This window comes from Desulfitobacterium sp., assembly GCF_035539115.1.
Lineage (GTDB): Bacteria > Bacillota > Desulfitobacteriia > Desulfitobacteriales > Desulfitobacteriaceae > Desulfitobacterium_A.
On sequence record NZ_DATLJA010000021.1, the window covers coordinates 1 to 12,344 of the forward strand.

The window sequence follows — 12,344 nt, forward strand, 5'->3', positions numbered from 1 at the left end:
TCACCTCAAACTACAGTATAGATAAATTATATTGAGATATCTATGGTTATCTCCACTATACTATATAATTCAACACAATTGAGGTAGATTCCTGCTTTTTGATGAAAAAATCAGAGGGTTTCTGCACCAGAATCATTATTAAAATCAGTAGCGTTGCATGAATGCATTAGCGAAAAAGTCAAATGTCAAATCAGGTAAAAAACGAGGAAAATCCTTTAAAAATGGCCGTTATTCCTGATTATTCCTGTGAAATACAATAAAAAATCCTTATAATTAGAGTTAGGGTAGTCCTTGCCTAAATCTCAAATTATAAGGAGATAAATATGCAGGACAAGGATACTACGCAATCCACATTTATGCAACTGTTTCAACCGATTTTTTCTAAAAATATTTGGGCCAAGATTCATGAGGAAGTTCCCAATCTGGATAAGAGATCCCAAAAACTTAAAACAAGCCAGCTTGCCCTTCTTATAAGTCATGCTCAACTTCAAGAATTTGAAGCTTTACGAAAGATCAGTTCAAGTGTTCAGAGTGATAATCTCGGTCAGGCGATTGGGTTAGAAAGCATTAGTCACAGCCAAATTTCCCGGAGACTAAAGACCCTACCCATTAAAGTTTCGGAAATGCTCTTCAAAGGGGTTTTAAACAAAGTTGCTCAGAAGAAAGGGTATGGTGTAATTCAGCAGCATCTAGGAAAATTGTACATGATCGATGCATCCATCATTAGTTTGTGCCTTTCCCGGTATCCTTGGGCGGTATTTAGAAAAACCAAAGCTGGAGTTAAAATGCATCTTCGACTGAGCTTTGATGGAATGGCTGTCCCGGACGAAGTGATCATTACCCCGGCAAAGACAGCAGATAAACAGAAATTGGATGAGCTGATTGTTGTCGATAAAGACGCGCTTAACATTTTTGACCGGGGTTACATTGACTACAAATTGTTTGATGAATACTGCAGAAACGGTGTGCGATTTGTTACTCGACTAAAAAACAATGCTGCCATTGAATTGACCGGTGTTGAACGACCGGTTGAGGAAGATGGCATTATTGAAGAAGACGTCGATGTTGTCTTGGGTACAAGTTCCCGAAAAATGGAGCATACACTCCGAGTGGTAACCCTTGATGATAACGTCAACGAAGCCTTCTCCATCTTGACCAATGATTTTGAACTGAGTGCAGAGGAATTAGGCGAGATCTATCGGTACCGTTGGCAAATAGAGTTGTTCTTCAAATGGTTAAAGCAACATGCTCAGATTAAGCATTTCTACGGCACGAGCGAAACTGCAGTCATTAACCAATTGCTTTTAGCGCTCATGACCTACTGCACACTGATTTTACTCCAGCTTGAAATCGAGTACAAACGAGATTTGCTGACACTACAGAGGATACTAATCGCCTGTCTTTACGAAAGCTACGATTCGTTTTTAGAGAAGCTCCGACGACGAAAAAAGGGTTCTCGGCGGATCAAGTATGGCCAGATTTACAAAGTGACAGAACACCAGATCATGAACGAAGAGACGGATTGGCTGAATGACTTAACCTACGATCCAGTTATTCTGTAACAATATAAATCGTGTAAAAATGTGGAAAAGGACTACCTCTTGGGTCAATACTCCTTTGGACTTGGGCAAGAGAAGCAAACTGGGTGTATACACCAATAAAGTAAATTTAAGCAACATCGGACTGGCGAATTCTTTTATTGACAAACCTAAATGTAGCTTAATGCAACGCTACTGATATTTACTGTTCAATTTACTTTAACTTGCACAAAACTGTATATTATTTTGTACACTCGTCTCAAACATAGTTCAATCCTGTCTTGGACCCTTTAGGACCTACGAATCGAGCGCGAGGAAAAGAAGCGTATTAGGTTAGAGATAAAAGAAATAGAAGGAACCTAAGAAGCGAAAAATCTATGACCTTAATGATGATGGCATCAAGGGATGCCAAGGCTGTTTCTATTGTAGGAGTCATGAGGGTTGCTCGACAAAAGATTATTTACAACCGATGTATGAAGACATTAAAAATGCAGACTGCATTATTTTTGGCTCACCCATTTATTTCATGCAAATTTCTGGCCAATCCAAGCTGTGGCTTGATAGAATGTTCCCTATGATCGGAGGCTCTTCATTCCCATTCCAAGCTCGTTATCCTGGGAAAAAAGCAGTTACTATCTTCTCACAAGGAAATGACAACAAAGATGCGTTTCAAACTGCTATCCAGTCCGTCAATGGCTCCTTCTCAATGTTCGGTTGGGAGCTCGTAGACAGCTTGATTTGTTCTAATACAAGTTCGCCTGATTTGAAGCTATCGGAAGAATTATTAAAACAGGCATTTACTGCAGGGGAGTTACTTATAAAATAGGATGATATTCACGGTCACATATTTTTTTTGTTAAACCACCGAAATCACTGATCTGATTTCGGTGGTTTAATGTTTGACATATTTAGCCTTTGTGAAAAAGGTACAATCTGCCGAACGTTTAGCTCAAGTATCTGCGCTATTAGAACCTTCAATTTTGGCCGTTTTAAGTGTTGTATCCCTCCTTGTCTACTCTCCTCTCGATTAATAGCATACAGAAGCTCCAGTTTCCAACACACTTGACTTATTTATCTACCTATATCAGGCTTGTAATCGTATCAAACTTGAATTAGCAACTCGTATTTCAGTTCACAACTGCTGTTGAATAGCTTAGCGCAAGCAGTCCTCGACAATGATCTGGTCGAGCGTTGGGTAAAACTCACCATGCAAGACATATCGCGTTGTATCATCAATAAACAAGACAAGATACACTTGTTTGAGGGTACCGTTCGGTCCGATAGGCATAAAAGGACCGAATTTAATGTCTGCTTGCCATAATTGATTGCAATGCCGCTTCTGGAACCTTCGAGCCGAAATTCCAGAGCTCGTATTCATCCGCATTTGTAGGAGCTGTATCCGCTTTCCATGAGCTTTTCTTGTAAAGTACTTCGCTTAAGTTGTTTCGGCTGTGCTTTTTCTTTCCATTCTAGGATCTAAATGATTTGGCTAACACTTCGGCTCGGGACTTCACGACACAATAGAATCGCTTGTTCTAAGAGATGCTGGGGAATAGCGTATTCTTGTGTCTGCCTTTTGTTTTGGGGAGGAGTCCACGGAATCCTTCAGCTCGATACTGAGCCATATACCGACGTAACGTACGCTCGGACAAACCTGTTTGTTCACAAGGACGGCTTTAATTTGACGGGCTTTGGCTGGGTCCAGTCCGTCTGCCAGTATCGGTGATAATAGTTGTACCCTCCCAGCGACAATATCTTCCGCTTTCTTCTGATCTTTCAATGCTAACGCTTCCATTTCGTAGGATTAGCATGATTCTATCTCAGAAGAGCGCGGGCATAGATGCAGAACGGGTATGTATCCAAAGATGAGAATTCGCGATCGAACGGACATTTCTACTCAGCCATCCGTCGCCAGTTCCAACAAATCGTCCCAAGGAATGGAGTGCGGACTGTGGACGACTGGACAAGTTCTCCACAGGAAGGTTAAAACGGATCGAAATCAATAATAGAACTCTATATTCACATTATTTAAATCTTTTTAAAGGCAAAACATTAAGGAAGTACTTCAACTATCATTTCTTGATCTTAAACAAAACAATAGGCACAAGGAGGAATTTCATTGAGTATTGATTATCCTGGTTTTAAAGAAAGAATCAGATTACCGCTTCCTACCCGGGAATTGGAGCGTCGTTGATTCCTGGACTATACTCCATTTGATTATAGAAAAGTATTTCAGTATGTTGGATTTTCCCGTGGTTTACGGGATTTTTCCATTGGTGGTAGGTATAAATAATAAAAGTTCTGTACGTTTTATTACAGAACTTACTCATAATAAGATTTATACTATAAAAAAATAGTGTTTATTTTAAATATTCTAATTTAGCGAAAGGTGAGGATAAAATGACTTGAACATATTAAAGTAATTACAAACAATTTGCTATCTAAAAGAATAAAAGATTGGGTGGATGGACAAATGCTAAATTACCTTGGGGAAAGATTCAAATGTCCAATACCGAACAAGGAATTGGAGCGTCGCTGGTCATCAATCAGAGATTCTATGGATCAAAATATAGACGCACTGGTTATTCAAAATCATAATCAGTTTCTTGGCGGATATAACCGCTACTTCTTAGACATTCCGGCGCCTTCTTACGGGACAACGATTCTTTTTCCTGCTGAGGCTGAAATGTCAGTAATCGGCCACGGCGCGATTGATGGACAAGCGTACCGCCCGAATGAGCAACCCGGGAAATAGGTACATGTAAAACATACCCGATAATTCAAACACTCAAGTATACGAATAAGGATGCCCTGAAGCTATTGTCAATATCATTAAGGACTGAAGTATAAGAAAATTGGTTTCGTTGGCTTAGGCCTTATCAGCGCGGCACTCTACCAGTATATTACGGAAAACCTTCGTCAGGTTAAGATCGTACGAACGCCGGTCGTTCCACCATATCATACCCTTGACAATGAGCCAAATATCGTCTCTCAGGTGCTTACCCATGACTCTCAAGAAAATCTTTATTCGCCTTGTGTAATTCAGGCCCTGGCTTTCAGCTGTGACAATTACCTGATAACGGCTGACGGGCTGAACTGTTAACTAAAACGCCGCAAATCGTGTTTTCGGTTTGACTATAATTATAATGGAGGAGAAAAGTTATGAATATTAGTAAAATTGCCATTCTTGATTATAAGAACCGTCCTTTTATCGAAGAGCATCATATAAAAGGTATTAAGGAGGTTGTACCGGCAGTCGAAGTTGTCTATGCCTTAAGCGCAAACGAGCTTTTGCATAAAGCTCCGGATGCGGATATTCTCGTAACATATCCCTATGTCGAGGGCGTAATTGATTATTGTAAAAACGCAAAAAACCTTAAATTAATCCATAGTGTAATTTCCGGAGTAGATATCCTGGTTAATTCGGAAATTAGAGATATGGATATCAGAATAACCAGTACTAAAGGTATACATGGTTTTCCTATGGCAGATCATGTCTTGGCTTATATTTATTCCTTCCTCCGGGCTCTCCCCGTATTTGGTCAATCTCAGCGTAATAAAGAGTGGAATGAAGCCGCGCAAGCTTTATGTGATGAAACATTCGGAAAGACAGTCGGAATTATTGGGCTGGGTAAGATTGGCGAGTACATCGCTAAAAAGTGTAAATTATTAGACTTCAGGGTAATTGCTTTAAAGAGAACTCCCGTGCAAAATCAATGGATTGATAAATGTTATTCTACTTCAGAAACTGAACAATTTATGAAGGAGGCTGATTTTGTAGTTGCTATTATCCCGCTCACATCTGAAACAAAGAATATGATCGGCGAAAAAGAATTTGGGATGATGAAAAAATCGGCTTACTTTATCAATATAGCCAGGGGTGGGATTGTCGATGAAGTTGCTTTGGTAAATGCTCTGAAAGCAAAAGAAATAGCCGGTGCTGGCTTAGATGTTTTTGTAAATGAACCTCTGCAGAAAGACAGCCCATTATGGGATATGCCTAATGTCATTTTAACACCGCATGCGGCTGCTCAATCACCGTTTTATAATGATAGGGCTTTCAAAGTTTTGATAGAAAATCTCCAAAGGTATATAAGAGGCGAAGAACTCCTATTTGAATCGGAGAGGAGCCGCAGTTGGTAGCAGCACCCCATTATTGTTTATTGATTTTATGCTGAGAAAATTTATTTATCTGGGTTAACTGATAAGTTAACCTCTTTTTCAAGGTCTTCTCATAGAACACAATATAAATTAACTTTATGTATTGAAACTGACAGATAAATATTATTGGAATTTATATAATATTCGTAAAATCAAAAATATTTGCTAAATTTTGGGGAGGGGATTGTCAAAGACAACTTTTAAGTTAACCTTTAATGATCAAAATTCATTTTAAAGGAGGGTAAACTCTTTGGCAAAAGTTAATGTACACAGAATAATTGACAACAGTAAAATGAATCCGTATTTCAGTGGTATCTGGATTATCACATTTTTAGCATTGGTAGTTGACGGTTTCGACCAAGCGGTTTATGGTGCAGCACTTCCGGTACTCATGAAGGAACTGAGTCTGAGCCCTACAGTCAGCGGGCTTCTTGGCAGCGCGAGCCTGTGGGGATCTGTCTTAGGCGCACTGCTTCTAGGATATTTAACCGACAAATTCGGAAGAAAGAAAACGTTAATTGGCTGCATTGTCTTATTCAGTCTTTTTACGGCTCTTTGTGCAACTGTCAGTAATAATATTTATATTTTTGCTTTATGGCGTTTCTTTGGTGGAATGGGAATCGCAGCCATAACACCGGTATCCAATTCTCTTTTGTCGGAATACACCCCCATAAAGACAAGAAGATTTTTGCTTATAACCAATACCATAGGCATTACGCTGGGACAGATGCTCACCACGCTTTTGGCAGTTTGGCTGATTCCTATACTGGGGTGGAGAGGCTTCTTCGGGGTATCAATTCTTGGACTGCTTCTGGTTCCCTTAGTTCTCAAGTACATTCCTGAAACGATGGTCCTTCTTTTAAAGAAAAAAGATAAAAGTGAAGTTGTCTCGATTTTAACGAAAGCAGACCCAAGCTTTGTTCCTCGGCCGGATGATGAGTATGAAATGGATGAAGTACAAAAGGTAAAAGTGTCCATAGTGGAATTATTCAAAAATGGACTGGCCCGGAATACAATATTGATTTGGGTTATGTTCTTTGTCAATATGTGTTTGATTTCTACCTTCTTGGTATGGTTCCCGAAAATCGTTACCTTAATGGGTTACGAACTGAAATCCGCTTTACTGCTTAGCACAATTTACTTTTTAGGTCAATGCTTAGGCTATATTCTGGCAGGAAAAATTGCCGAAAAAATTGGCTATAAGAATTCACTATTTTTATACTATGTCATAAATGGCGTATTCCTGTTCTTGGTAACCGTAAAGACGTCTACCTTAATGTTTGCAGTCACATTATTCCTGTTTGGCTTCACTCTTATGCCGCAGGGCTTGTTATATCCGTTTGCGACGGCAAACTATCCGATAGCAATACGTGCAACAGGTCTGGGGCTTGGAGCAGGCGTGACCCGTCTGGGTGGAGCTGTTGCGCCCATTATTGTGGGCGTGTTAATTGCTCAGGGTATAGCTCCGATTGGTATATTGCGTCTTCTGCTGATTCCTGTAGTATTCGGTGCTGTAGCAGCTCTGCTGACCAGAAAGGCTGCTTTTGATTCGTAAATTTAGTAGCAGTAACATTCTTAAGAGTAACATTTATAATCTTATGATCTTTTCTGGGGCTGCCCTGAAAACATTCAAGGTAGCCCCTTTCTTTATACAAAAAATTAAGGCGTCCCTCACAGGACGTCCTTAGATAAAACAGCAAATCATTATTTTTAGCTTATTGGATTCCTAAATGCTCGGTGTGGTGGTTTTCCCCATTCCTGGTCCACCCGTCAGAACCATAAATTTTGAAGTCGCTGCAGTCTTTACTGCTTCCCGAACTTTCTGTCCATCTTCCATTCCCCTTTAAGTTGAATGGTGGAGCCAACATATTGATTTCTTGCTGTATTCTATCCTTCAACTGAGAAGGAAAATTGTGCAGGCCTGATTCAACCCACACGATCGGGAAAGGGTCAAGCAAGGTATTGTAGATAGCATCAAGTTCATCTTCAATCGTTTGACAGGCAATGGCAACTGTTCTCAAAGCCATTACGTCTATGCCATTCGCTTCAACAGATGACACAGCCTTATCTGGAAATTGGCACACCTCTCCCACTAGATAGGCACACTTTGTGCAATACGTACAAGGACCCGTATTCAACGGAAGGATTTCTTTAAGGTTGTTGTTATACTCCATACACTCAAGTATTTTCCTAAATATTTTCGTATGATTAACCCCTCCTTCTAGCATGCCTTTCCAGTCAAGAGAAGTTGCTATTGGATGGACTGTCTGGAACAAAAGTCCCTGTTTAAAGCCCAAGGCCCGTTCTATTAAATCGCTGATTGGACCCACTACGGAGTACACATCCAATTTATTACATCTAAGATTTCGGTTCACTTTGGATCTTGCCCAATTCATCTAACGAAGGATTATCCTTCGTTACACTAATGCTAGCAGTTTGTGGCAATGCTAAACCGGCTGCCACTTCCACCGTTTTTATAATTCCGGAGACACCTGGGCAGCTGGGATGCGGGCTATATTTTGAAAAAACTTCATAAACCTTCCCCGTATGAAGTTTATGCATAATTTCTTTGTAAGCATCTACGTCGGTTAACTCTTTGGCCATCTTTTGGTAATTAGGACAATCGCTGCTGATCTCCAATTTTATCATCTTGCTTCTTCGCGAAGTTGCTAGGGTGTCATCGATCACTGCCTTGACATTAATGGTAAAGCCGCAGACCCCAGCGTGAATAATTCCTGTCGCCATCTTAATCCCTCCAACACTTCAATCAGAGTAAGCCACTAATTAATTAACTATTAAGAGGCCCCGTACAATGCTGGTTGCAGCTGCCAGGGCTTCTTCATTCCTACTTAATTTACTATAATCGTTTGAGCGTATGCAGGCTTGACACTCTTCTTCATGGATATTTCTATTTTCGTGGTTGGATTAGAACAAGCCCGTAATTACTCCGTTAGCATCAATGTCCATTCTCATCGCTGCTGGACGTTTTGTCAATCCTGGCATGGTCATCCAACCAAGGATGCTTTACCGTTGACTGTTCGTTCATAGATTTTTACCTCCAATATAACGCTTTAATGCGGTATTATTGTTTAGCGATTCCTAACTCTACTAATAGCAAAACCCATTCCAAGTCTGTGTCCATGAAAAGACTCGATATATGTGGACTTTGCATATTCATTTGTTCCATGTGATAGTATTTGTGTTCACTAATTTAACCAAACTGCCAAACAGTTAGATATAATATGGATTATTACGAATTGGGATTTTAGTATGCTCACAGTATTTATGAACGGATTGATTCCAAAAAATTTCTTTCTAAAAAACACCCTGGTTTATCTTACTTGGTTTCGAAATAGCTACGCTTGCCTAACTTGCCTTCTGTATACATTTTCTCAACAAGCTCTTTAGGAATACCGAGCTCTTCCATGATATCCTCGTTGTCCATGCCGATATTAGGTGCACCACGCCATATTTGACCAGGATTATTCTTGACCTTTGGGACAATATTTACCCCGGGAATTTGTGTTTCTCCATCGGCAGCAGTCCAGATCGTAAAGACTTCACGAGCTTTGTAGTGCGGATGATTCACGGCCTCTTCATAATTGAGCAATTGGGAACAAGGAACGCCATTTGCTGACAAGAGAGCTTCGGCCTCTTCTGCAGTATGCTCAGAGCAGAACTTGATAATTGCGGCTTCCACCATTTCGGCAGCAGGAGTATCCACCGGAACAAAGGAAGAACCTTCAGGAATAAGCTCTGTACCGTACTCTACGCCGAGCACAGGCAAACCCTTTTGAAGTACTCCGGGATTTAAAAAGAGCATATAAATTTCGTTGCCATCTTTACAAGGATAGGTGCCATAGCCTGCACAAATCCGACTATGATTTCCCTCTTTCGTATAATCTAAACCATAACGGAGATAGTCGGTCGGATAGTTGGCTTGAATACGCATCATCAATTCATACTGAGCGAGGTCAAGACTTTCCCCTTTGCCTGTTTCATTTCGCTTAAGCAAAGCAGCAAGAGTCAATCCGAAAGCATAAAAGGAAGCTGTGTAGTCACCTGGGAAGGGCATAGCAGGTGCAGAAGGCTGACCCGGCATACCGTTCATTCTCATTACACAGCCAAAAGCCTGGGCAATAGGATCATAACTTGCACGATTCACATATTCCGGAAGTCCAGTTTGCCCAAAACCCGAGATGTGGGCAATAACTAATTTGGGGTTGCGCTCCCATAGGACTTCGTCACTCAAGCCCATTTTGTTATAACGCCCTCCAATAGAAGCTTCGATCAAAACATCGGCTGTCTCTAAGAGTTTCAAGAAAACTTCTTTACCTTCGTCTTTGGTATAGTTCATAGCTAAGCTGCGCATATTTCGACGATCTTGTTGCCAGCTCCCGCTTTTTCGGGCAACACGGCCAGCATCAACATTCGTGGGATGTTCGATCCAAATTACATCTGCACCATTTTCTGCATACAATTCCCCTGCGAAAGGAGCGGCAACGGATGCTCCCATCATCACTACACGATAACCGGATAGCATGCCGAACTTCGGCATTTGAGTGTTTTCTTCCATAATGTTAATCTCCTCTTTTCAGACAACTACTTGGTTTTCATTGCTGTTTGGAAATCCCTTTGGGTAATAACTTTTTTCTCATAGAGTTCTTTTATTTGTTCATCAGATAACCCTAACTCAATAGAGGAAGTGCTCTTTTTATCGATCCTCCACCGAGAATCATCAGATAGACCGATGCAGGCCAGCTTCATTAGACAGATACCTGCTGTGAAGATGCCGATAGACGCCGAAATAAACCAGGAAGGAGTGTCTGAAGTAAAGCAGAAATATACAAAAATTCCTAGGAAAAAGAGGGTAATCAGTAAACCCCAATCCCATAGAAGACTGGGGTTTACCACTAAAGTATGGAAAAGAGCGCTGGATAAGTTCTATTCGTGAATCAGCTTCTTGCCAATCTTAACGGCTCCCAATAACAGGATAATACCAAGCGTCAAGGTGACAAGGTTAAGTTGCCAAGCAAAGACAAAGCTCTTGGAGATGTCGAAAATTTTTGCGTAAATAATGGCAGCGAAGGCTGAGATGACGCTTTGTACCATGGTAACGTTACTATAGATCTTCCCGAATTCTTTGGGTCCAAAGATACCTTTGACAACCAACGGCAGCATCACTGTCAGAGAAGCAAAACAAAGGCCGAAGAAAATCAAACCCGTGTAGAAGATGGTAACGTTTCCGCCACCCATCAGAATAATAATTGCCCCTAAAATACCGCTGATTAAGGCCGTAAGCATAGCGCCAAGGTATCCTACACGGTCAGTAAGCCAACCCAAGAAAACTTTTCCGCCCATATTGGCAAAGTTCAGAATGGTCATGGCAAATGCTCCAACCGTTGTGGCCAGTCCAACTGAAGTAGCATATCCAGGAATCTGTGTATTCATGGAGGCAAACAAGACAACACAGCCAGCTAACAGAACAACCATATACATTGCGGGAGATTTCAGGGCATTCATTGCTGAAACCCCTTTTAAAGGTGCAGCAGCTTTAGAGTCTTGTCCCTCTTCATAGCCGTAAGGTTTTAAGCCCATATCTGCAGGCTTAAAACGGATAATAAAGAGAATGCCAGGCATGGCTATCACCCAAGCGGCCACAGACATGATGAGGCGAGCGCTTCTCCAGCCATATTGGGTAATCAACGCACCAGCAACAGGATTGGCAATCGCAGAACCCAGAGTACCAAGTGCCAAGGCGATACCTAAAACCGTAGCAAATTTTTTGTTAAACCAGTTACCCAGAAGGATAGGCACTGCAAGGTACATAATGACTGCTTGGCCAAGACCGATAAAGATTGCAGAGATATTCCAAGCCATAATCGTATGAAACTGGGAAGCAGCTCCTGTAGCTACACAAACAAACGTCATGGCAATACCCAATAATAACTTCGGACTGACTTTATAAATCAATCGGCTGGCAAAGGGTTGGCTAAACGCCATAACTAACATATAAATGGTTAAATACCAAGATGCATCTGTACGTGTCCAGCCCATTTCTTTGGCAACCGGAGTCAGATAGAGTCCGTTGGTATTTCCCAACATTCCTACTGAGGCAAAGAACATCAAGGCTAAAGAAATGAATACAAACCAAGCGTAATGAATTTTTTTACTTTGTTCCATGTCTAGTTCCCCTTCCTTTTCTTAAAAATAAACAGAAAACGCTTTGTGAAATATATTTTATATCCCCCCCTGCTTGTTACTTCCCTAACACCTCCTTTCATTTATTGGGGGGAATTAAATATTCTAGTAAAGGATTAAGGAAAATCACTCGACGATGCGGTTTAAAGTCTATTACTATTTGTATTGTTTCAGAATGGCTCTACCAGCAGCATGAATCATAACCTCGTCCGTACCGCCGCCAATTCTAAAGACACGAGCATCCAGCCATAATCTCGAGATACGACAATCGGTGGTATAGCCAATGCCGCCCATAATCTGCAGGGCGTCATCAATAACCTCATTGGCTGACTGGGCACAATAGAGTTTAGCTAAGGCTGAAGAGATTTGAAGAGGCAGACCATTATCCGCTTCCCAAGCGCATTTATAAACCATGTTTTTCATATTCTCGATTTTTATTTTCAT

General features: G+C 41.0%; 10 protein-coding genes and 2 pseudogenes. 5 read left to right on the top strand and 7 right to left on the bottom strand.

Annotated elements, in window-relative coordinates:
* Nucleotides 1-323 precede the first annotated feature (323 nt).
* Nucleotides 324-1,562, top strand: a complete 1,239-nt coding sequence (locus VM640_RS03720) for an IS4 family transposase (RefSeq protein ID WP_325390065.1) — start codon at nt 324-326, stop codon at nt 1,560-1,562.
* Nucleotides 1,563-1,911: 349 nt separating this feature from the next.
* Nucleotides 1,912-2,364 carry a flavodoxin family protein gene (locus VM640_RS03725; RefSeq protein ID WP_325390086.1) on the top strand — a complete coding sequence of 151 codons (453 nt, stop codon included), beginning with the start codon at nt 1,912-1,914 and terminating at the stop codon, nt 2,362-2,364.
* A 330-nt stretch (nt 2,365-2,694) separates the two neighbouring features.
* Here VM640_RS03725 and VM640_RS17225 read toward each other — a convergent pair.
* Nucleotides 2,695-3,318 (bottom strand): annotated as a pseudogene (locus VM640_RS17225) (transposase family protein); the annotation flags it as partial.
* Between the two features lie 693 nt (nt 3,319-4,011).
* Here VM640_RS17225 and VM640_RS03740 point away from each other — a divergent pair.
* The 3 genes from VM640_RS03740 to VM640_RS03750 all read left to right on the top strand — a co-directional run bounded on the left by VM640_RS03740 (nt 4,012) and on the right by VM640_RS03750 (nt 7,254).
* Complete coding sequence (locus tag VM640_RS03740) at nt 4,012-4,293, top strand: hypothetical protein (protein ID WP_325390071.1); 282 nt, start codon at nt 4,012-4,014, stop codon at nt 4,291-4,293.
* 407 nt (nt 4,294-4,700) lie between these two features.
* The gene (locus VM640_RS03745) at nt 4,701-5,681 is read left to right on the top strand and encodes a D-2-hydroxyacid dehydrogenase (protein WP_325390072.1); all 981 of its coding nucleotides are present in this window, start codon (nt 4,701-4,703) and stop codon (nt 5,679-5,681) included.
* Nucleotides 5,682-5,949: 268 nt separating this feature from the next.
* Nucleotides 5,950-7,254, top strand: coding sequence for an MFS transporter (locus tag VM640_RS03750; RefSeq protein ID WP_325390074.1), 1,305 nt, complete (start codon nt 5,950-5,952; stop codon nt 7,252-7,254).
* 160 nt (nt 7,255-7,414) lie between these two features.
* On the opposite strand, the gene VM640_RS17230 is transcribed toward VM640_RS03750, so the two are convergent.
* The 6 genes and pseudogenes from VM640_RS17230 to VM640_RS03780 all read right to left on the bottom strand — a co-directional run.
* Nucleotides 7,415-8,029 (bottom strand): DUF2284 domain-containing protein, encoded by a 615-nt coding sequence (locus VM640_RS17230; protein WP_325390076.1) that lies wholly within the window; start codon nt 8,027-8,029, stop codon nt 7,415-7,417.
* A gap of 28 nt (nt 8,030-8,057) precedes the next feature.
* Nucleotides 8,058-8,444: a DUF6951 family protein gene (locus tag VM640_RS03760; RefSeq protein WP_325390078.1), complete on the bottom strand. Its 387-nt coding sequence runs from the start codon at nt 8,442-8,444 to the stop codon at nt 8,058-8,060.
* A gap of 180 nt (nt 8,445-8,624) precedes the next feature.
* Nucleotides 8,625-8,708: pseudogene (locus VM640_RS17120) on the bottom strand (formate--tetrahydrofolate ligase); the annotation flags it as partial.
* Nucleotides 8,709-9,036: 328 nt separating this feature from the next.
* The gene (locus VM640_RS03770; RefSeq protein WP_325390082.1) at nt 9,037-10,275 is read right to left on the bottom strand and encodes a CoA transferase; all 1,239 of its coding nucleotides are present in this window, start codon (nt 10,273-10,275) and stop codon (nt 9,037-9,039) included.
* Nucleotides 10,276-10,643: 368 nt separating this feature from the next.
* Nucleotides 10,644-11,882, bottom strand: coding sequence for an MFS transporter (locus VM640_RS03775; RefSeq protein ID WP_325390084.1), 1,239 nt, complete (start codon nt 11,880-11,882; stop codon nt 10,644-10,646).
* 174 nt (nt 11,883-12,056) lie between these two features.
* Nucleotides 12,057-12,344: acyl-CoA dehydrogenase family protein (locus VM640_RS03780; RefSeq protein WP_325390085.1), on the bottom strand; the 288-nt coding region annotated here is incomplete at its 5' end.